Source organism: Streptomyces sp. RKAG293, assembly GCF_023701745.1.
Taxonomy (GTDB): Bacteria; Actinomycetota; Actinomycetes; order Streptomycetales; family Streptomycetaceae; genus Actinacidiphila.
Window position 1 is genome coordinate 7,058,018 of sequence record NZ_JAJOZB010000001.1, and the last position, 20,872, is coordinate 7,078,889.

A 20,872-nucleotide genomic window follows, 5' to 3' on the forward strand; every position below is an offset into this window, starting at 1 on the left:
GTGTCGGCGGGACTGTTCCGCCGACACACATGCTAATGCTTGAGTGGCTCTCTATGCATTAGCTTTTGGGAAGGGAGCGAAATCGGCGCAGCGCCGCCCATCCGGCCGCCAGAGCGGTGAGCACGGCCACCGCTCCCAGCACGATCAGCGTGTTGCGGGGATAGTCCAGCGGAAGCACCGACGGGTTGGACGTCGCGGCCGGCCGCAGCAGGAACGGCAGCGCCACGGCGGTCAGGCACGCCGCGGTGATCAGCCCGGCGCGCACCGGCCGCCGGAGGTGCGGCGGCAGCCACCGGGACAGCACCGCGCCGACCGCCAGGACCACCGGCGTCAGCACCGCGTCGTGCAGCACGATGGCGCCGGCCAGCCAGAACAGCACCTCGACCGGCGCCTTCACCTGACGGTTCGTGAACAGCTGTACGGCGCCCAACCCCATCGCCGCCACACCCACCGCGCCGAGCGCGATACGCGCCTTCATGCCAGCACCTCCAGCCGGGAGACCCACTTCGTCTGCAGCACACCCGGCCGGTTCGGCGCGATGATCCGGGCCGGGAAGCCGTGGTCGATGGAGAGCGGCGCGCCGTTCAGCGTCAGCGCCAGCAGCGTCAGCGGATCACGTGCGTACGTGGCGCCCATCTCCATCACCGAGTAGGCGCCGCCCTGCTGCAGGGACACCACCCTGAGCCGCGCCCCGCGCGGGGCGCCCGCCCGGTCCAGCAGATCACGCACCCGCACACCCTCCCAGTGCGCGCTCTTGCTCCAGCCCTCGACGCAGGCGATCGGCAGCAGCGAGGCGTGCTGCTCCAGGGCGCGCAGTTCGGGCAGCGTCAGCTCGTACGGTCGCGGCCCGGCGACCCGCAGCCGCCAGTCCGCCAGCCGGGCGGCGGTGATCCCGGCCGCCGCCGCGGTCTTGTTGACGGGCAGGCCCTGCGGGCCGTGGTCCGGATGCCGTGGCGCGAGCAGGTCGAAGTCCTTCAGCGGGGTGAAGGACTGCCCGACGGTCGTCAGTGTGACCGCGCCCACCGCCGCGCCGACCCCCAGCACGAACGCCCGCCGGTCCGGACCGTCCGCCGCGGGCAGTTCCACGGTGCCGCCCGACCGCCGCGACCAGTGCGCCGCGATGACGGGCGCCTTCACCGCCAGATGCAGCAGCAGCGCGCCGATCGCGACCCAGGCCAGCGCCCAGTGCACGGGCACGAAGTTCCACGGCCACGGGTACCACTGCAGGGTGTTCAGCAGCCCGGTGAGCAACTGCAGCAGCACCGTCCCGACCAGCACCGCGATCGACAGCCGCTCCAGCGCCTTGCCGACCGACCTGGCCGGCGGCCAGGCGAAGAGCCGCGGGTACACCGTCCACAACTTCGCGAACAGCAGCGGGATCGCCGCGATGCCGGTCGCCACGTGCAGCCCCTGGGTGAGCCGGTACCCCCACGACGGGCGGCTGGGCAGCCGGTCCGCCGCCCAGTCCGGCGGGTGCTGCAGATAGTGACTGACGAGGCCGGTCACGAAGCAGACCGCGATGGCCGCGCCCAGCGCGCGGCCGACGACCGTGGCCGTCCGCGCGTCGTGCAGCCGCCCGGTGAACGCCCCCTCGCGCAGCGGGCCGCGGCGCAGCCACGCCGGCGGATCGGGGAGCGCGAGCCGCGCGCGGGGAGGAACGGGCGGACGGGTCGGCGGGGTACTCGGCACCGACGGGGTACTTGGTACCGGCGGGGTGCTCGGCGGCGGGGTACTCGGCACGGACGGAGTGCTGGGCGCCGGAGTGCTCGGCGCGCTGCCCCGGGAGCTCTTCTGCGGGTCGCTCGGCGGGTCGCTCCGGGGGCTCGGAGGCTTCGGGGGACGCTCCCCGTCTGATGGATTCTGCATGCCTCCATCACACCCCCGACCAGGGCTCCGGCAGGGGAGGCGACTCCTTACGGAATGCGGACGCGCCGCCGAGACCTTACGGAATGCGGACGCGGGGCCCGGCAGGAGCCCGCCGGGCGGCTCCGCCTGCCACGGTGGGCGGTGTGGGAGTCCGCACCGTATGCACCTCAGTCCTCGTCGCCGCGCTGACCGCCGTCGTCGCCGTCACCATCCGGTCAGGAGGTTCCGAGGCACACCCGCGCCACCTTCTGTACTGGTACGCGGCGGCCTGGGTGCTGTTCGCCGGAGCCGTATGGGCGGTCCGCAAGGTGCCCGTTCGCGCCGCGGTGGTCCTGGTGCTCGCCGGCAGCGCCGCGCTGTCGCTCGCCGCGCTGAGCGGGCCGCCGCGCACCAGCAGCGACATGTACCGCTACGCCTGGGACGGCCGGGTGCAGGCCGCGGGCATCTCCCCGTACGCCCATCCGCCCGCCGCGCCGGAACTGGCCGGGCTGCGCGACAGCTGGCTCTTCCCGCCGGGCCCCGACTGCTCCTTCCCCGACCTGAGTACGGCGGGTGCGGACTGCACCCGCATCAACCGCCCGGCGGTGAACACCATCTACCCGCCGGTGGCGGAGGGCTGGTTCCTCGCCGTCCACGCGCTGTCGCCCGACGGCGCCCGCCACAAGCCGACCCAGATCGCGGGCGCGCTGCTGGCCGTCGGGACCAGCGCCGCCCTGCTCCTCGTCCTGCGGCGGCGCGGTGATCCACGGCGCGCGGCGCTGTGGGCCTGGTGTCCCGCGGTGTCCTTCGCCGCCGTCAACGACGCGCACGTCGACACGCTCGGCGTGCTGCTGACCGTGCTCGCGCTCGGAACGTCCGTCCTGCCGCGCCGCGGCGCGCTGCTCGGCGCGGCCATCGCCGTCAAGCTGCTGCCCGCGGTCGTCCTGCCGGGCGCCCTCGCCCGCCGGGGCCCCCGCGACGCCGCGCGCGTCCTGCTGCCCGCCGTTCTGGTGATCGCGCTCGCCTATCTGCCGTACATCCTGACCTCCGGCTTCGGCGTCCTCGGCTATCTGCCCGGCTATCTGCAGGAGGAAGGGTACGAATCAGGCAGCGTCCGGCGGTTCGCGCTGCTGCGGCTGTTCCTGCCGGACGGCGTCGCCGCCCCGGTCGCGGTGGTACTGATCGCGCTGACGGCCCTCTACGTCATGCGCCGGGGCGACCAGGACCGGCCGTGGAGCGGCGCGCTGCTCGTCACCGGCACCGCGCTGCTCCTGACCTCGCCCTCCTACTACTGGTACGCCCTGCTGGTGGTCGCGCTGGTCGCGCTCGACGGCCGCTGGGAGTGGCTCGCCGTCCCCCTCGCGGGCACCGTGCTCTACATCGGCAACGCGATGGGCGCGCACGGCAGTTGGCTCCAGTCCTGGTCCTACGGGACGGCGGCCGTGACGGTGCTGGCCGGGGCGGCGCTGCGGGCCCGCGCGGCGGGGCGGGGGAGCGGGCGCCGGGCACCGGCCGTGCCGGAGCAGGCCGGGGCGGATGCGATCGGGGCGGAGTCGGCCTCGGCCGGCGCGGGTGCCGGCGCGGGGGTCACTCCCCGGTGACGCCGTCCGTCAGTTCGCGCAGGAGGTCGGCGTGGCCGTTGTGCCGCGCGTACTCCTCGATCATGTGGACGTAGACCCACCGCAGATCGATCGGTTCACCGCGGCGCGGGTGGGCGAACGTCTCGTCGAGCGAGCGTCCCGCGGCGGCCCGGTCCGCGAGTTCGCACTCCGTGGCGAACACCGCGAAGTCGGCCTCGGCGGCGGCGCCGTCGGCGCGGTCGAAGTCACCGTCCGGATCGTCGTCGGGACAGTAGAGGTCGCCGACGTCCGACTGGCCGTCGAAATTCGTCCGGAACCACCAGCGTTCCACTTCCGCCATGTGCCGTACGAGCCCGAGCAGCGACAGCGCCGACGGCTTCGCCGGGCGCAGCGCCAGCTGCTCGCCGGTGAGCCCGGCGCACTTCGTGAGGAGGGTCGCGCGGTGATAGGTGAGCCAGCTCTCCAGCGAGGCGCGCTCATCGGCGACCATGGGGGGATCGGTACGCGGTACTTCGGGTGCGGTCCAAGTCATCCGCACATGATGACGGCGGGAGGTGGCGTCCGCACCCCGTTATCGCTCCTTGACCTGCTCGGAGGGGGTCGGACCCGGTTCTCGGCGTTATCCTCCGCGCGGAGGTAAAAGTGAACGATGAACTAAATCCGAGCCGTCCGCTGGCGGTCTTCGACCTGGACGGCACCCTCTGCGACACCAGGCACCGGCTGATCCACCTGGAGCGGCAGCCGAAGGACTGGGCCGCCTTCTTCGCGGCCGCGGTGGACGACCCGCCGCTGAAGGAGGGCGTGGCACTGGCGCTGGCAACCGCCGTCGCATGCGACATCGAGTACGTCACCGGCCGGCCGGAACGCTGCCGCCGCGACACGGCGGCCTGGCTCGAACGCCATGGGCTGCCGCCGGGCCGGGTGTGGATGCGGACCGACAACGACCGCAGGCCGGCCCGCGTCACCAAGCTGGAACTCCTGCGGCGGCTGGCGCGCAAGGGCGAGATCCGCCTCGTCGTCGACGACGACAAGCAGGTCTGCGACGCCTACAAGGGCGCCGGATTCACCGTACGACGGGCCCGCTGGATGGAATCCGCGCCCCTGCTGGAGCAGGCCCAGGACGGCGAAGGTCGCACCTGACGCGGAGCAGTGGGCGCACCTGACGCGGCGCACCGGGCGCACCTGAGGCGCAGCAGCGGGCGTACCCGACGCAGTCGGCCGCGGGGGGCCGGACCGGCGCCTCCCCCCACCCCGCGGCCTTGCCTGCTCCTGACAGGGACAGGCTGCGAACGCGCGGGCGGGGGAGACTGATCCGTATGGACACTCCCGCGGAACTCGGTGAATTCCTGCGCACCCGCCGCGCCCGGCTGCGGCCGGAGGACGTCGGACTGATCTCCTACGGCGCCCGGCGCCGGGTGCCGGGCCTGCGCCGCGAAGAGCTGTCGCAGCTCGCCGGCGTGAGCGTCGCGTACTACACCCGGCTGGAACAGGGCCAGAGCAACAACGCCTCCGAAGGGGTGCTCGACGCCCTCGCCGCCGCGCTGCGCCTCACCGAGGACGAGCACACGCACCTGCGCAACCTGGCGCGCCCCGGCCGCACCAAACGCCGCCCGGCCGAGCGTCCCGACAGCGCCAGGCCGGGGACCCGGCAGCTGATCGCGGCCATGAGTGACGTGCCCGTCGTGGTCGTGGACCGGCGCTTCGAGGTGCTGGCGTGGAATCCGCTGGGGCACGCGCTGACCGCGGGGCACCTCGACGCGCGGAGCCCCGAGCGCCCCGCCGACCGCCCCAACCTGCAGCGGCTGCTCTTCCTCGACCCGCACACCCGCGAGCTGTACCCGCGCTGGGACGAGGAGGCCCGGCGCGCGGTCGCCTCGCTGCGGCTGGCCGCGGGACAGTACTCCGAGGACCGGCGGCTGGCCGAGCTGATCGGCGAATTGTCGATGAAGAGCCCCGAGTTCGCCGCCCTGTGGTCGCGCCATCCGGTGAACGGCTGCACCTTCGGTGCGAAGGCGTTCCACCACCCGACGATCGGACCGCTGGAGCTCTCCTTCGAGATGCTGCAGGTCCCGGACGACTCGGGGCACCGGATGCTGATGTACAGCGCCGAGCCGGGCTCCTCCTCCGAGGCGGCGCTGCGCCTGCTCGGCACCGTCACCCGAAGCGCCGTCACCCCGACCGCCGTCACCCGAACGGAGCAGCCGACCGCCCCCCGGGACCCGAAGGCCGCGATGCTGAACGCAGGGGGTGACAGTCGACCGGAAAGCAGGTGACCCGCTGTGAGTCCCGACAAGTCGACGTCCAGCAGGAAGTCAGGCCGGGAGTGGCTCACGCCGGGCCGGATCGTGGTGGCCGTGCTGGCGGTGCTCGGCCTCGTGTTCATCTTCGAGAACACCCGGCAGGTCAAGATCCGGCTGATCATTCCCGAGGTGACGATGCCGCTGTGGCTCGCCTTCCTCGCGGTGGCCGTCATCGGCGGAATCTGCGGCGCCTACTTCTCCCGCCGCAAGAAGTGACGCGGGGGTCGGGGTCGGTACCGGCTCAGGCTCACCGGGGACCGGCTCGGACCGGGGACCGGCTCAGGCGCCGTCGGCCGGCGTGCGCCCCTGGAGCTCCCTGCCCAGGCACACGCTGAGCTCCTCGTACCGGTAGAGCCCGAACTTCGTCACCGGGGTGTAGCCGCACGACTCGTACAGCGCGATGGCCTCCGGCTGCTTCGTGCCGGTCTCCAGGACCATCCGGGACCGCCCGGCCGCCGCCGCGCTCGTCTCCAGCTCGGCGAGTATCCGCCGCGCCAGCCCCCGGCCCCGCGCCTCGTCCACCACGTACATCCGCTTGAGCTCGGCGTCGCCGTCCGAGTGCCCTTCCGGCGACTCGTCCTGCGCCCGCCAGCCGCCGCTGGCGACCGGCTCCCCGTCCACGTACCCCACCAGGTACAGGCCCCGGGGCGGGTCGAACTGGGCGGCGTCCATCGGGGTCAGATCGCCGTCGCCGTACCGCTCGACGTACTCCAGCTGCACCCGGTCGTTGAGCTTGACCGCGTCGGGGTGGTCGTAGCGCCTGATTCGAATCTCCACCACGGCATCGTACGTGCGTACGCCCGCGGGCCCGCTCCCGTGCCCGCTCCCGTGCCCGCCCCTGTGCCGGATCCGCGCACGTCACGGTCGCGTAGGCTGCCCTGCGCCGATAGCCGCAATACGGGAGCATGCTGTGCTGACTGTGACGACCGTGAATGTCAACGGGCTCCGCGCCGCCGCCAAGAAGGGGTTCCTGCCCTGGCTGGCGGCCACCACCGCCGACGTGGTCTGTCTGCAGGAAGTACGTGCCGAGGCCGATCAGCTCCCGGACGAGGTCCGCGAGCCGGACGGCTGGTCCGCCTTCCACGCCCCGGCCGCCGCCAAGGGCCGCGCCGGCGTCTCGATCTACAGCCGCAGCGAGCCCACCCGCGTCCAGATCGGATTCGGCTCCGCCGAGTTCGACAGCTCCGGCCGCTACCTCGAGATCGATCTTCCGGGGGTCACCGTCGCCAGCCTCTATCTGCCCTCCGGTGAGGTCGGCACCGAGCGCCAGACGGAGAAGGAGCGGTTCATGGCCGAGTTCTTCGTCCATCTCTCGGAACTCCGCATCCGCGCCGCCGCCGAAGGCCGGGAGGTGCTCGTCTGCGGCGACTGGAACATCGCCCACCGCGAGGCGGACCTCAAGAACTGGAAGACCAACCGGAAGAGCGCCGGCTTCCTCCCCGAGGAACGCGCCTGGCTCAGCAAGGTCTTCGAGCAGGGCGGCTACACCGACGTGGTCCGCCGGCTGCACCCCGAGGCGACCGGCCCCTACTCCTGGTGGTCCTACCGCGGCCGGGCCTTCGACAACGACGCGGGCTGGCGGATCGACTACCACGTCTCCACGGCAGGCCTCGCGGAGAAGGCCACGTCAGCCGTGGTGGAGCGGGCCGAGACGCACCCCGAGCGCTGGAGCGATCATGCGCCCGTGACGGTGGTCTTCGACCACTGAGCGGCCTGCCGGGCCTGCCGGGCCTGCCGGGCCTACCGGGTCAGCCGGTGGAGGCCAGGACGCTCGCGAGGTCGTAGCGGACCGGCTCGTCGAGCTGGGCGTACGTACAGCTGTCCGGGTCACGGTCCGGACGCCAGCGGCGGAACTGGGTCGTGTGCCGGAAGCGGTCGCCCTGCATGTGGTCGTAGGCGACCTCGCACACCCGCTCGGGCCGCAGCGGCGTCCACTCCAGGTTCTTGGCTCCGCTCCACCGGCTGGGAGCTCCCGGCATCCGGTCGGTCGCGTGCGCCTCCTGGTCCTTCCACGCCGCCCAGGGGTGCTCGTCCGGTTCCGCCATGCGCAGCGGGGCCAGCTCCGCCATCAGCTCCTCGCGGCGGCGCATGGGGAAGGACGCGCACGCGCCCACGTGCTGCAGCCGGCCGTCCGCGTCGTACAGCCCGAGCAGGAGAGAGCCGATGACGGGCCCGCTCTTGTGCTCGCGGTACCCGGCCAGGACGCAGTCGGCGGTGCGCTCGTGCTTGACCTTCACCATCAGCCGCTGGTCGGGGCGGTAGAGCAGCTCCGGCGACTTGGCCACGATGCCGTCGAGGCCGGCGCCCTCGAAGCGGCTGAACCACTCCTCGGCCACTGCCAGGTCCATCGTCACCGGGGCGACGTGCACGGGCGCGGTGACCCCCGCCAGTGCCTCTTCGAGGGCGGTACGGCGCTCCCGCAGCGGGGTGTCCAGCAGCGCGGCGTCGCCGAGGGCGAGCAGGTCGAAGGCGACGAAGGAGGCGGGCGTGCGCTCGGCGAGCAGCCGGATCCGCGACTCGGCGGGATGGATGCGCTCCTGCAGGGCGTCGAAGTCCAGCCGGTCGCCGGAGACGATGATGATCTCGCCGTCCACGACGCAGCGGTCCGGCAGCTGCTCCAGCAGCACGCTCGCCAGCTCGGGGAAGTACCGGGTGAGCGGTTTTCCGTTGCGGCTGCCGATCACGATCTCGGGACCGTCGCGGTGCACGATAGCGCGGAATCCGTCCCACTTGGCCTCGTACTGCATCCCGGCCGGAATGCGCGCTGCCGCCTTGGCCAGCATCGGCTTGACCGGCGGCATCACGGGAAGCTCCATGGTCCGAGTGTGCGGCCGCCCGCGCCCCGGCGCCTCTCGCGGAGCGGCACGGCCCCGGAGGCGCGCGCCCGGAAGCGGTCCTAGCGTGGAGGCATGGCAGAAGCGCTGGAGCTGCGGATCGGCGAGCGGACGGTGCGGCTGACGCACCCGGACAAGGTGTACTTCCCCGAGCGGAACCTCACCAAGTTGGACCTGGCCAACTACTACCTGGCCGTCGGCGAGGGCGCCCTGCGGGCGCTGCGCGACCGCCCGACGACGCTGCAGCGCTTCCCCGAGGGCATCGCCGGGGAGTCGTTCTTCCAGAAGCGCGCCCCGAAGGACCTCCCGGACTGGACCCCGACGGCCCGTATCGCCTTCCCCAGCGGGCGCTTCGCCGACGAGACCTGCCCGACCGAGGTCGGCGCACTGCTCTGGGCCGCCAACCGCGGCTGTCTGACCTTCCACCCGTGGCCGGTGCGCCGCACGGACACCGACCACCCCGACGAACTGCGCATCGACCTCGACCCGCAGCCCGGCACCGACTACGCCGACGCGGTGCGCGCCGCGCACGGGCTCCGCGATGTGCTGGAGGGGCTGGGCCTGCGCGGCTGGCCCAAGACCTCCGGTGGGCGCGGCATGCACGTCTTCATCCCGATCGCGCCCCGGTGGACCTTCGTAGAGGTCCGCCGGGCGACCATCGCCATCGCGCGCGAACTGGAGCGCCGGATGCCCGAGCAGGTCACCACCGCGTGGTGGAAGGAGGAGCGCGGCGAGAAGATCTTCGTCGACTACAACCAGATGGCCCGCGACCGCACGATCGCCTCCGCCTACTCCGTCCGCCCCTTCCCGCACGCACCGGTCTCCGCGCCACTGCTCTGGGACGAGCTGGACAGCGCCGTGCCACGGGACTTCGACCTCGTCTCGATGCCGGCCCGCTACGCGGAGGTCGGTGACCTCCACGCGGACATGGACGACCACGCCTTCGACATCACCCCCGCCCTGGACCTCGCCGCCCGCGACGAACGCGACCACGGCGCGGGCGACCTCCCCTACCCGCCCGAACACCCGAAAATGGCCGGCGAACCGAAACGGGTACAGCCGAGCCGCGCCAAGCACTGAGCGGCACGCAGGAACCGCGCTCAGTCGTGGTCGTACACCGTCACCGCGACCGCGCGGTCCGCGAGCCGCGCCTGGACCAGCGGTTCTATCCGCTCCCAGCGCCCGCCCGCCAGCCCGCAGCCGATCCGCGGCATATGGACCGAAGCTCCGAGCCCGGCCGCCTCGCCGGCGAGTCTCTCCAGCGCCGCGTCGATGGCCTCGTAGCGCACCGGGACGCCCTTGCTGCCGGTGCGCATCCCGCGCTGGCCCACCATGTTGGCGACCCACACCAGCCGGTCGACCCGCACCATCTGCACGGCTCCGAGCCCGAAGTCGTTGGCCGCGCGCTCACGGTGCCAGCGCCGGTACTGGCGCTCCGGCTCCGGCCAGCGCCGTGAGACGGCCAGCACGAAGCCCTTGCCCCAGCCGCCCAGGTCGTTGCAGACATGCGCGATCACCTTGGGCCCCTTGCCCAGCGGCGTTGTCGCGTCTCCCCGTACGTACTCGATCCCCGTCCCCATACCGATCACCGTAAGCGGTGCCTCTGACAACGAGCCGGCCCGGCGTCCGGACGAGGTTCCGTCCGGGCGCCGGGCCGTTGTGTTCAGCTGTGGTGCTCCTTCGTGCGGGTCGGGGTCAGCGGTGGAGGTTGAGGCGGTGGACGCCGCCGTCGGTGGTGCCGACGTAGAGCGTGCGGCCGTCGGGGGTCGCGGCCAGATGGGTGGTGTCGGTGTTCTGCAGGCCGGTGGAGATGTTGTGCCAGCTCAGACCGTGGTCGGTGCTGCGCAGCACGCCGCGGCCGCCCTGCAGGAGGCCACTGGCCCCGGAGCGGTTGGTGGCCGCGTAGAGCGTGTCGCCGACCCGGAGCAGGTCGGAGACGTGGATCGCGAGGGCGCCGGTGTCCGCGGTGCGGAAGGTGCGGCCGCCGTCGGTGCTGACGCGGACGTTCTCGCCGCCGATGACGAGACGCTTGCCGTCGAGGTCGATCGCGGCCACCGGGCCGTCGGCGACCTTGGTGACGGTGACTCCGCCGTCGTCCGAGCGGTAGAGGCCGGCGGAGTTGCCGAGCCACAGCCGCAGCGGATCGGCGGGATCGCCCACGATGGTGTCGAAGGAACGCTCGTGGAAGAGGTTCTTCCACGTCGCGCCGCCGTCAGCGGTGGCGAACAGCCCCTGGCCCAGCAGGCTCCGGAAGCTCACCATCACCCGCTTCGGGTCGGCGGGGTCGACCAGGAGCGCGGTCGGCACCTCCGACGACGTGCCGCGCACCTCCCAGGTGGCGCCCGCGTCGGCGCTGCGCTGGACGACGAACGTTCCGACCGCGGTGCGCCGGACCTTCCAGATCACGTTCGGCTCCTTGGCCGAGACCGCGAGCTGCGAGACCCTGACGCCGACCCTGCCCTCACCACCGGACTGGCCCCATTCGGGGCTCGCGACGGGAAGGGCGGTGCGGTAGATCGCGCTGTCGGTGGCGGCCAGCAGATGGCCGCCGGTGATCGCGAGATCGTTGACGGTCAGTCCCTGGACGCCGATCCGCCGGTATCCGGTGCCGTTCGCGGCACCCCGGTAGAGGCCGTCCTGCTCCATGGAGACGGAGACGGAACCATCGCTCCAGCGGTCGTAGTCCATCGGTACCGCCGCGCGCGCCGGCGCCGCGACCGTGGTCCACGTCCGTCCGTGGTCGTGGCTGAGCCGGCCGCTGCCGGTCAGCGTGCTCAGGTACAGGTCGCCGCCCGAGACGGTCAGGCCGAGGCCGCCCTCCGCCATGGGCAGCAACGTGGACCAGGTCTTCCCGCCGTCGTGGGAACCGACGACTCCGGTGCCCAGGACGTACACGGCCAGGACCGAGGAGTCGGCGGCCAGCCCGCCGACGTTCTTGTCGACCGAGTCGAACAGCCGGCGTGCCTCGCCGGGGTTGCCCGAGCCGATGCCGGAACGGGCCCAGACGCCGCGGGGCGTCGTCATGTAGAGGGTGTCACCGGTGACGGTGGCGCTGGTGACGTCGCCAGTGACGCCCGTCGGGTACGTGGTCCAGTGCTCACCCGCGTCGGTGCTGACCAGCAGCGAGCCGGAGGCGACCGCGACCAGCGTGCGGGTCTGCTCATCGGCGGTGAACGCCGTGATGCGGGTGTCCGGGACGCCGAGCTTGCGCCAGGTCCGCCCGTTGTCGTCGGTGCGCAGGATGGCGCCCTGCCGGCTGAAGTCGTGAACGCTGTTCACGGCGTACCACCAGCGGTCCGGATTCTTCGCGTCGACCAGGAGCGGTCCTGTGCCGTCCGCGACCGGCAGCCGGCTCAACTGGCGCCAGGTGGCGCCGTTGTCGGTGGTCAGCCAGGGAGCGGCCTTCTGGTACTGGGTGAGCACGGCCTGTCCCGGCCGGTTCGGCGAGAGGGCGACCCAGCCGGCCTCGCTGTTGGGACCGACCGGCTCCCAACGGTCCTTACGGGTGTCGACCGGGGTCACCTCGAAGGCACTGGAGCCGATGAGGCGCTGCCCGGAGCCGGCGGTGCCGCGCACCGAGACCCGGTAGGCGCCGGCCACGCTGCCGGTCACCTCGGCCTGGTAGTAGCCGGTGGCGGGGTCGAGGCGGGAGGCGACGTCGACGGCCTTGCCGCGCGGCGGGGTGACCGTGACGACCGGCGGTGCGGCCAGCCGGGTCGGCGGGGCGATGTGCACGGTCGAGTGACCGTCGCTCGGGTCGGGCGCGGCCTGGACCGCCAGGTACCGGACGGCGAGCAGATAGGGCACCCCGATCGCCGGTCCCCGGTCCGGAGTCGCCGTGAGGCGGCCGCTGATCTCGGTGTTGCCGGACGGACGGTCGACGCGCAGCGAGACCGTGACGGTCGCGGTCCCTCCGGCGGGTACGGTGACCCGCTTCGGCGAGACCGTGGCCGGCCCGTCGGTCCTGAGCGTGGTCGTGACCGGCCGGTTGCCAGAGTTCCGCAGCGTCACCTTCGCGGTGCCGCCGACGTCACGCCGGGACAGGTCGGCGAGTCCGAAGGACACGGACGCCGGTGAGGCGCTGACCGTGGCCGAGGCGGCCGCGGCCACATCGAGCCGGCCCGAGCCCTGCGCCGTGGTTCCGCTGTCGCGCAGCGGCTTCGCGGTGCCGACCAGCGCGGCCTTCACCTCGGCGGGCGCCTGGCCCGGGTGCAGCTGGCGCAGCAGGGCCGCGGCGCCGGCGACGTGCGGGGTCGCCATCGACGTGCCCGACATGCGGTACTGGCCGGGCCCGTACAGCGACTTGGGGATGGTGGAGCGGATCTCCACACCGGGCGCGACCAGATCGGGCTTGAGGCCGAAGCTCTGCGTGGGGCCGCGGGACGAGAACGAGGCGATCTGGTCGGTGGTGTCGGTGCCGCGCAGCGTCACCGAGACCTTCCCGGCGGCGAGCCGGGAGCTCAACTCCGTGTACTGGGTCGCGTCGATGCCCATGACCACCAGGTGGTCCATGCGCAACGAGTCGCCGGAGGCGTCGATCCGCGCGGGCGAGGACGGCACCTGGGCCACGCCCGCCCCGGGCGTTCCGGCGGCGAACACCGGGCCGTCGTTGGTGGGCAGGCCGGCCAGCACGGCGAGCGCGCCGCGCTTCTCCGCTTCCTGCGCCCACTCCACGGCGCTGCCCGACAGGTCCTGGACGTCGGAGGCGACGAGGAACTGGGCCCGCACGATCTTCCCGCGGACGTCGCCGACCCGCTCCCAGTCCTCCGCCGTGCCCTCGCCGACGTCGACGAGCTGCGCGGTGACGGGGCGCACCGGCGGGTTCGCGGACAGGATGCCGCGGTAGGTCTGGATCAACTCGGGCTTCTTGCCGGCCAGATACGCGCTGGGCAGCCGGAGGTTGCTGGTCGACGCGCCGACCGAGATCACCCCGTCGGCCGTGCCGGGACTGCTGACCGTACCCAGGCCGGGGCCGTCGTTGCCGGCCGCGGCCACCACGACCACACCGGCCCGTACGGCCGCGGTCGCGGCCAGGCCCAGCGGGTCGGTGCCGTCTCCGGGGCCGCCGAGGCTCATGTTGATGACATCGGCACGGTGCGGGTTGGCCGGATCGGACGCCGCCTCGATCCCGGCGATGATGTCCGACGTGTAGCCGGCGCCTTCGGCGTCCATCACCTTGTAGGCCAGCAGGTTCGCGTCGGGCGCCACGCCGGTGATGCCGCCCTTCTCGGCGGCCTTCCCCGCGATGATGCCGGCGACGTGGGTGCCGTGGCCGTTGTCGTCCATCGGGTCCTCGTCACCGTTGACGAAGTCGTGCCCGCCGACGACCTTGTGGCCCTTGCCGAGTCCGCCGCCCAGATCGGGGTGGGTGTAGTCCACCCCGCTGTCCAGGATCGCGACGGTGGTCCCCTTGCCGGTGACGCGGCTGCCGGCGGCGTCCTTGCGCTGCCACACGTCGGGCGCGCCGATCAGCGGCACGCTCACATCCGTCTTCGCCAGCACCCGGGTGTCGGGCAGGACGGCGGTGACGCCCGGCAGCTTCGCCAGCCGCGCCACCTCGGACCCCGGCACCGTCATCGCGACGGCGTCGATGAGCAGACCGAGCTTGCGGGTCGAGGAGGGATGCAGCCCGGCGTTCTTCGCCGAGCCGAGGAAGGTCTCCTGCCGGGCGTCCAGCGCGCGGCGGGCGGCACCGACGCCGGAAGCGGCCTCGGCGGACAGCAGCGAGCCACCGGGCGCGGCGGTGACCGCGGCGTTCCCGGACAGTTCGACGATCACTCGTTGCGACGGGTCGGGCGTGGACGCGGTGGCGGCACCCGGTATCGCCGCCAACGTGCCGGCGAGTACGACGGCGGCGAGACCGGCATGACGCGATCTTCGTGAGTTCATTGCCATACGTAAAGGTCCTAGTGGTATGGGCACTTGCCGCACAATGAATCTTCGTGGCCCATTGCTGCCGCTGGCACAACTGGGCCACCATCCGTCCATGACTCCCGAGACGCCGGAACTCACGGCGGCAGGCATCGATCCGTTCGACGAGAGCGTCTACCGCGCCGTCCTGACCCGGCGTACGGCGGCTCCGGCCGAACTCGCCGCTGACCTCGGCTGTTCGGCCGAGCGGGTCGCCCGGGCGCTGGACCGGCTCCGCGACCACGGGCTGGTCGGCCGGCTCGCCGGCGCCCGCCGCCGGTACGCCGCGATCGAGCCGGGGGCCGCGGTCGAGGCGCTGGTGCGGGCCAGGAGCAACGACCTGGAACGGGTCCGCTCGGCCGCCGCCGAGCTGTCCCGGCTCTTCGCCGCCGCGCGCACCGGCGCGACCGACGAGGACGAGGTGGAGATCACCACCGGCAGCGAGGCCCTCGGCCGCTGGTTCGTCCGCCTCCAGCAGGAGGCCCGCGAGGACGTCATGACCCTGGACCGGCCGCCGTACGCCCTGACCACCTCCAACCCGGTGGAGGCCACGGCGCTCGGCCGCGGCGTCCGGTACCGGGCGGTCTACGCCCCCGAGGCGCTGGAGTGGCCGGGCGTCCTCGACGACATCCGTGAGCTGGTCCGGCACGGCGAACAGGCCAGGGTCCTGCCCGGGCTGCGCATCAAACTCGCCATCGCGGACCGCAGGCTCGCCCTGATGCCGCTCTCCCTCGACCTGAACGACGTCCGTGCCGCGGTGATCCGGCCGTCCACCCTGCTCGACGCCCTCACCGACTACTGGGAGATGTGCTGGAAGCAGGCGCTGCCGCTGAACGCCCCCGCCGACGACCCCCTCGACGAGGAGGACCGCCTGGTCCTCACGCTCCTGGTCAGCGGCCTCAAGGACGAGGCGATAGCCCGCCAGCTCGGCTGGTCCGTCCGCACCATGCGCCGCCGCATCAGCCGCCTCCACGACCTCCTGGGCGCCGCCAACCGCTTCCAGGCCGGCGCGATAGCCGCCCGCCGCGGCTGGCTGTGAGGGCGCGCCGTGCGTCCTACGCGGTCGGGCCGGCGAGTTTGCCGGTGAACCAGGTCAGGGCGCGGGGGATGAGCTTCTTGAAGTCGGAGGTGTAGTGCCGGCCCCCTGGGAGCTCGTAGTACTCGATCCTGACGGGGGCGACGGCCTTCTTCACCCAGTTCTTGACCAGGTTGGTCTCGTACGACTCGCCGCTGCCCGCGGTGGCGAGGATGCTGACGTCGGCCTTGCCCTGCTTGATGAGGGTGTTGGGGCTGTTGGCGAGGCGGTCGGCCTCGTGACCCCGCCAGAGGCGGGAGTCCGGGTCGAAGTAGGCGTCCATCGGGATGGCGGCACTGAAGACGTCGGGGTGCTGGAGGGCGAGCTTCGCGCTGCAGAATCCGCCGGTGGACGCGCCCATGACGCCCCAGCCGTCGCGGCTGCGCAGGGTGCGGAAGTTCGCCTTCACGAAGTCGGGGACGTCCTTGGCCATCCAGGTGCCCATCTTGGGCTGGCCGGGGATGTCGCTGCAGTCCAGGGCCGCGTTCTCGTGGGAATTGAAGTTCTGGACCGGCATGATCATGATGAACGGATGGGCCTTGCCCTGCCGGCTCAGCTTGACGTCGGCCTCCTGGATCGGGAGCTGGGGGTCGGTCCAGGTGTTGTAGCCGTTGCTCTGGCCGCCCGCGTACATCATCACGACGGGGAAGCCGTAGGCCGCGTACTTCGGGTCGCTGTACTCCGGAGGCAGCCACACCCAGACCTTCCCGGTGACGCCGGACTTCGCCCCGCGCACCGAGGTGACCATGATCGGGCCGGCCTTCGTCGACCGCGCCAGCTTGAGCTCCGCCTTCGGTCCGGTCGGCAGCAGCACCTTCGACGGCGTCGGCGCGGCGGTCGGCGTCCGCGGTCCGCCCTTGCCGTCGCCTTTCCCGGCGTCGGTCGAGAGGTGGTCGTTCGCCGGGGCGGAGCCCCCGTCGCCGGAGGAGCCGCAGCCGGCGAGAGCGGCGAGCGCGAGCAGCGCGGCGGCTACGGGCAGGACCAGGGGGCGGTGACGCCGGGAACGCGGATCCATGGTGGGAAATGCTCCGAACGCGAGATCGAGGACGAAAGGCACCTTCTAGGAGAGCAGCTCGCACGCTTTGGTTCCCGCGCGACGCGCGCGCCGCGCGCGCGGTCTACGCGCGAGGCTTCCCGCGCCACTCCGGGAGACACCGGGGAAACCCCCATACGGGCAGCAGCCGTGCTACCTTGATCCCAGTTGCAGTTTTGGTACCCATGAACTTTGTGTGCGCCTGACGGGATGTAACCCTCAGGCGCACTCTTGTTTTTACCGGTCATCTCCGGATGGGCACAATGCGGCGACGAGGAATCTGCGCAGTGCAGATTTCCGGCTCTGCACCTATTGAGGAGATTGACATGGCTTCTGGCACCGTGAAGTGGTTCAACGCGGAAAAGGGTTTCGGCTTCATCGAGCAGGACGGTGGCGGCGCTGACGTCTTCGCCCACTACTCGAACATCGCCACCCAGGGCTTCCGTGAGCTCCAGGAAGGTCAGAAGGTGACCTTCGACGTCACGCAGGGCCAGAAGGGCCCGCAGGCCGAGAACATCGTTCCCGCCTGACGTTTGACGCGCACCACGTAGTTGGGGCCCGCACCTGAGGGTGCGGGCCCCAATTCGTTTTTTTCCGGTATTGCTTTGGCTCGTTTTTGCGATTCTTCGCCCGGTTTTCATTTTGCGGAGTCTTCCCGGACACGTGCCGTTCCGAGGAAGGCCTTCTTTTGTACCGCTCCTCCGGCTCCGTTCCCGCGCGCAATCGCCCGTCGTATTCCCGCAGCCAGTCCGCGCCGCGCCGCCGCCCCATGGCGGCGCCGGGTGAGTTCGCCCTCCCCGTCAGCACCACGCCGTCCCTTCCCCCGGTCGAGTCGTTCGCGGACCTGGACATGCCGTCCGAGCTGCTCGACACGCTCACCCACGAAGGTGTGACGGTCCCGTTCCCCATCCAGGGCGCGACGCTGCCGAACTCGCTGGCCGGCCGGGACCTGCTGGGCCGTGGACGTACCGGCTCCGGCAAGACCCTCGCCTTCGGCCTGGCGCTGCTCGCCCGCACCGCGGGGAAGCGCGCGGAGCCGCGGCAGCCGCTCGCGCTGGTGCTGGTGCCGACCCGCGAGCTGGCCCAGCAGGTCACCGACGCGCTCACCCCGTACGCCCGCTCACTGCGGCTGCGGATGGCCACCGTCGTCGGCGGCATGTCGATCGGCCGCCAGGCCAGCGTGCTGCGCGGCGGCGCCGAGGTCGTCGTCGCGACGCCCGGACGGCTCAAGGACCTGATCGAACGCCGTGACTGCCGGCTCGACCACGTGGCCATCACCGTGCTGGACGAGGCCGACCAGATGGCGGACATGGGCTTCATGCCACAGGTCACCGCCCTGCTGGCGCAGGTGCGCCCGGACGGTCAGCGGATGCTCTTCTCCGCCACGCTGGACCGCAACGTCGACCGGCTGGTGCGCCAGTTCCTCACCGATCCCGTCGTCCATTCGGTGGATCCCTCGGCCAACACGGTCACCACGATGGAGCACCACGTCCTGCACGTGGCCAGCGCGGACAAGCAGGCCACGACGCGGCGCATCGCCGCCCGCGAGGGCCGGGTGCTGATGTTCCTGGACACCAAGCACGCCGTCGACCTGCTGACCCGGGACCTGCTGGCCAGCGGGGTCCGGGCCGCCGCGCTGCACGGCGGCAAGTCGCAGCCGCAGCGCAACCGCACCCTGGACCAGTTCAAGAGCGGACACGTGACGGTCCTGGTCGCGACCAACGTCGCCGCGCGCGGCATCCACGTCGACAACCTGGACCTCGTCGTCAACGTGGATCCGCCCACCGACCACAAGGACTACCTGCACCGCGGCGGCCGCACCGCCCGTGCGGGTGAGTCCGGCAGTGTCGTCACGCTGGTGCTGCCCAACCAGCGCCGCGAGATGGCGCGCCTGATGTCGCACGCCGGCATCACCCCGCAGACCACCCAGGTCAGCGCGGACGACGACGAGCTCGCCCGGATCACCGGCGCGCAGGAGCCCTCCGGGGTGCCGGTCGTCATCGCGGCACCCCCGGCGGCCGAACGCGTGCGCCGCACCTCGTACGGCAGCCGCGGCCGCGGTGGCCGCCCCACGCAGCGCCGGCGGCCCGCCGCCGCGTAGGTCCGTGTCCTGATGACGGCAGCCGGCTGTTTAGGCTGCCTTCATGAAGGACTGGGATTTGAGGAAACTGCAGATCCTCCGGGCTCTGCAGGAGACCGGGACGGTCACCGCGGCGGCCGCCGCACTGCGGATGACGCCGTCGGCCGTCTCGCAGCAGCTGTCCGCGCTCTCCAAGCAGGCCGGCACCCCGGTGATCGAGGCACAGGGCCGGGGCGTCCGGCTGACCGGCGCCGCCCACGTCCTGCTGCGCCACGCCGACGTCGTCTTCGCCCAGTTGGAGCGCGCCGGAGCCGAGCTGGAGGGCTACACGCAGGGCGAGGCCGGCGAGGTCCGCGTCGGTGCCATCGCCACGGCCATCACCCGGCTGGTCGTCCCCGCGTCCCGGCTGCTGCGCCAGGACTTCCCCCGCATCACCCTGTCGGTCCGGCAGGCCGAGGCCGCCGAGGTCTACGAGCAACTGGCGGGCGGCGACGTGGATCTCGCCGTGACGCTGGCGGTGCACGCGCCCTCGGCGCGGGACCCACGCTTTCACCGGATCGCGCTGCTCACCGATCCGCTCGACGTGGCCCTGCCCGCCGGCCACTCCTGGGCGGCCCGGCCCGGCCTGCGGCTGGCGAACCTCGCGCAGGAACCGTGGATCTTCGGCAGCAGCGGCCCCTGGCGGGAGATCACCCTGGCGGCCTGCGCCGACGCGGGTTTCGTCCCGGAACAGGCGCACGCGGCGACCGACTGGTCGGCGATCCTCGCCATGGTCGCCGCGGACCTCGGTGTCGCGCTGGTGCCCCGGATGGCGACGGTGGGGGAGCGGCAGCACGTCGCGATCCGCCCGCTGGACGCCGACCGGCCGCGCCGCCATGTGGTGGGTGTGGTGCGGAGCGGATCCGAGGAGGGGCCGCTGCTGCGGCGGGTGATCCGGGTGCTGCGCCAGGTGGCGGAGGAGCCCGCGGTGCCGGTGGACGCCGACTGAGAACGTTCAGTTCAACTGAAAGTATGGTTCAGAAACTTTCGATGGACGTGAACGGTGTCGTCGGCTCACAGTAGAGGCATGACGACATCAAGGACGCCTTCCGGCACCCCTTCCTCCGCCTCCTCCTCGACTTCTTTCACCGGTGATGCGCGGCCGTTCGGTGGGGGTGATCCGTATGGGGATTACCGTCGTGTGGAGTTGCCGTTCACGGATCTGGTGGATTTGGCGGATCGGCGGTTGGGTGCGGGGGTGATCGCGGCGAATGATGAGTTCTTCGCGGAGCGGGAGAATCTGCTGATCCCGGAGCCGGCGCATTTCGATCCGGAGCACTTCGGGCACAAGGGCAAGATCATGGACGGTTGGGAGACCCGCCGCCGCCGGGGCACCGGCACCGACACCCCGCACCCGGTGGACGCGGATCATGACTGGGCGCTGATCCGGTTGGGTGCGCCGGGTGTGATCCGGGGGATCGTGGTGGACACCGCGCATTTCCGGGGCAACTACCCGCAGTCCGTGTCGATCGAGGCGACGGCGCACTCGTTGTCGGCGTCGCCGGAGGATCTGCTGGCCGAGGGTGTGGAGTGGACGACGATCGTGCCGCGTACTGCGGTGGGTGGTCATGCGGCGAACGGCTTCGTGGTGGAGGTGGATCGTCGGTTCACGCATCTGCGGTTGAACCAGCACCCGGATGGTGGTGTGGCCCGGTTGCGGGTGTATGGGGAGGTGGCGCCGGATCCGGGGTGGCTGGCGGAGCTGGGCACGTTCGACCTGGTGGCGTTGGAGAACGGTGGGACGGTGGAGGACGCGTCGGATCGCTTCTACTCCTCGCCGGTCAACACGATCCTTCCGGGGCGGTCGCGGAAGATGGATGACGGGTGGGAGACGCGTCGTCGCCGGGACAAGGGCAATGACTGGGTGCAGTACCGCCTGGTGGCGCAGGGTGTGGTGCGGGCGGTGGAGATCGATACCGCGTATCTGAAGGGGAACTCGGCGGGCTGGGCGGCGTTGTTCGTGCAGGACGACGGGTCGGACGAGTGGACGCAGCTGCTGCCGCGGACCAAGCTCCAGCCCGACACGGTGCACCGTTTCCTGGTCAACCCGGTCCCGGCCACGAGGGTGCGGATCGACATCTTCCCCGACGGTGGCATCTCCCGCCTGCGCCTGCACGGCTCCCTCACAGCGCGGGGCGCCGAACAACTCACCACCCGCACCGAAGAAATCAGCTGA

The 20,872-nt window shown here is 72.0% G+C and carries 19 protein-coding genes; 11 read left to right on the forward strand and 8 right to left on the reverse strand.

Translation table 11 applies throughout. From position 1 onward, the window contains the following. Positions 1–58 precede the first annotated feature (58 nt). Together LNW72_RS31235 and LNW72_RS31240 are read right to left on the reverse strand one after the other, a co-directional pair. Positions 59–478, reverse strand: coding sequence for a hypothetical protein (locus tag LNW72_RS31235; RefSeq protein ID WP_250978417.1), 420 nt, complete (start codon positions 476–478; stop codon positions 59–61). Further along, positions 475–1,614 carry a molybdopterin-dependent oxidoreductase gene (locus LNW72_RS31240; protein ID WP_250980391.1) on the reverse strand — a complete coding sequence of 380 codons (1,140 nt, stop codon included), beginning with the start codon at positions 1,612–1,614 and terminating at the stop codon, positions 475–477. Before LNW72_RS31240 ends, LNW72_RS31235 begins: the two co-directional genes overlap by 4 nt. Before the next feature lie 395 nt (positions 1,615–2,009). Between LNW72_RS31240 and LNW72_RS31245 the strand changes: the two genes are divergently transcribed. Continuing rightward, positions 2,010–3,446: a glycosyltransferase family 87 protein gene (locus LNW72_RS31245; protein WP_250978418.1), complete on the forward strand. Its 1,437-nt coding sequence runs from the start codon at positions 2,010–2,012 to the stop codon at positions 3,444–3,446. Here LNW72_RS31245 and LNW72_RS31250 read toward each other — a convergent pair. Next, positions 3,433–3,957, reverse strand: coding sequence for a DinB family protein (locus LNW72_RS31250; RefSeq protein ID WP_250978419.1), 525 nt, complete (start codon positions 3,955–3,957; stop codon positions 3,433–3,435). The genes LNW72_RS31245 and LNW72_RS31250 overlap by 14 nt on opposite strands. 110 nt (positions 3,958–4,067) lie before the next feature. Between LNW72_RS31250 and LNW72_RS31255 the strand changes: the two genes are divergently transcribed. The 3 genes from LNW72_RS31255 (at position 4,068) to LNW72_RS31265 (ending at position 5,941) form a co-directional block, all read left to right on the forward strand. Then, a complete protein-coding gene (locus LNW72_RS31255) occupies positions 4,068–4,565 on the forward strand; it encodes a hypothetical protein (RefSeq protein ID WP_250978420.1) in 498 nt (165 codons plus the stop codon). Positions 4,566–4,741: 176 nt separating this feature from the next. Then, a complete protein-coding gene (locus LNW72_RS31260) occupies positions 4,742–5,698 on the forward strand; it encodes a helix-turn-helix transcriptional regulator (protein WP_250978421.1) in 957 nt (318 codons plus the stop codon). Positions 5,699–5,704: 6 nt separating this feature from the next. Then, positions 5,705–5,941: a DUF1049 domain-containing protein gene (locus LNW72_RS31265; protein ID WP_250978422.1), complete on the forward strand. Its 237-nt coding sequence runs from the start codon at positions 5,705–5,707 to the stop codon at positions 5,939–5,941. Positions 5,942–6,004: 63 nt separating this feature from the next. Here LNW72_RS31265 and LNW72_RS31270 read toward each other — a convergent pair whose 3' ends face one another. Beyond that, entirely contained in the window at positions 6,005–6,502 is a 498-nt protein-coding gene (locus tag LNW72_RS31270) for a GNAT family N-acetyltransferase (RefSeq protein WP_250978423.1), read from the reverse strand. Between the two features lie 133 nt (positions 6,503–6,635). Between LNW72_RS31270 and LNW72_RS31275 the strand changes: the two genes are divergently transcribed. Beyond that, positions 6,636–7,433 carry an exodeoxyribonuclease III gene (locus tag LNW72_RS31275; protein WP_250978424.1) on the forward strand — a complete coding sequence of 266 codons (798 nt, stop codon included), beginning with the start codon at positions 6,636–6,638 and terminating at the stop codon, positions 7,431–7,433. A gap of 40 nt (positions 7,434–7,473) precedes the next feature. Here the strand turns inward: LNW72_RS31275 and LNW72_RS31280 are convergent, their stop codons facing one another. Next, complete coding sequence (locus LNW72_RS31280) at positions 7,474–8,541, reverse strand: ATP-dependent DNA ligase (RefSeq protein ID WP_250978425.1); 1,068 nt, start codon at positions 8,539–8,541, stop codon at positions 7,474–7,476. Positions 8,542–8,634: 93 nt separating this feature from the next. On the opposite strand from LNW72_RS31280, the gene ligD reads away from it, so the two are divergent. Then, the gene (ligD, locus tag LNW72_RS31285; RefSeq protein WP_250978426.1) at positions 8,635–9,639 is read left to right on the forward strand and encodes a non-homologous end-joining DNA ligase; all 1,005 of its coding nucleotides are present in this window, start codon (positions 8,635–8,637) and stop codon (positions 9,637–9,639) included. Between the two features lie 20 nt (positions 9,640–9,659). Here the strand turns inward: ligD and LNW72_RS31290 are convergent, their stop codons facing one another. Both LNW72_RS31290 and LNW72_RS31295 read right to left on the reverse strand, forming a co-directional pair. Beyond that, positions 9,660–10,139 (reverse strand): macro domain-containing protein, encoded by a 480-nt coding sequence (locus LNW72_RS31290; RefSeq protein ID WP_250978427.1) that lies wholly within the window; start codon positions 10,137–10,139, stop codon positions 9,660–9,662. 115 nt (positions 10,140–10,254) lie between these two features. Continuing rightward, positions 10,255–14,448: a S8 family serine peptidase gene (locus tag LNW72_RS31295; RefSeq protein WP_285369840.1), complete on the reverse strand. Its 4,194-nt coding sequence runs from the start codon at positions 14,446–14,448 to the stop codon at positions 10,255–10,257. Positions 14,449–14,545: 97 nt separating this feature from the next. On the opposite strand from LNW72_RS31295, the gene LNW72_RS31300 reads away from it, so the two are divergent. Then, on the forward strand, positions 14,546–15,508 hold the full coding sequence (locus LNW72_RS31300) for a helix-turn-helix domain-containing protein (RefSeq protein WP_198359525.1): 963 nt from the start codon (positions 14,546–14,548) through the stop codon (positions 15,506–15,508). Between the two features lie 16 nt (positions 15,509–15,524). Here LNW72_RS31300 and LNW72_RS31305 read toward each other — a convergent pair whose 3' ends face one another. After that, a complete protein-coding gene (locus LNW72_RS31305) occupies positions 15,525–16,559 on the reverse strand; it encodes an esterase family protein (RefSeq protein ID WP_250978428.1) in 1,035 nt (344 codons plus the stop codon). A 344-nt stretch (positions 16,560–16,903) separates the two neighbouring features. On the opposite strand from LNW72_RS31305, the gene LNW72_RS31310 reads away from it, so the two are divergent. The 4 genes from LNW72_RS31310 to alc all read left to right on the forward strand — a co-directional run bounded on the left by LNW72_RS31310 (position 16,904) and on the right by alc (position 20,872). Continuing rightward, complete coding sequence (locus tag LNW72_RS31310) at positions 16,904–17,107, forward strand: cold-shock protein (protein WP_069779708.1); 204 nt, start codon at positions 16,904–16,906, stop codon at positions 17,105–17,107. Positions 17,108–17,265: 158 nt separating this feature from the next. Beyond that, positions 17,266–18,678: a DEAD/DEAH box helicase gene (locus LNW72_RS31315; protein ID WP_250978429.1), complete on the forward strand. Its 1,413-nt coding sequence runs from the start codon at positions 17,266–17,268 to the stop codon at positions 18,676–18,678. Between the two features lie 43 nt (positions 18,679–18,721). After that, a complete protein-coding gene (locus LNW72_RS31320) occupies positions 18,722–19,645 on the forward strand; it encodes a LysR family transcriptional regulator (RefSeq protein WP_250978430.1) in 924 nt (307 codons plus the stop codon). Between the two features lie 78 nt (positions 19,646–19,723). Continuing rightward, positions 19,724–20,872 carry an allantoicase gene (alc, locus tag LNW72_RS31325; RefSeq protein WP_250980393.1) on the forward strand — a complete coding sequence of 383 codons (1,149 nt, stop codon included), beginning with the start codon at positions 19,724–19,726 and terminating at the stop codon, positions 20,870–20,872.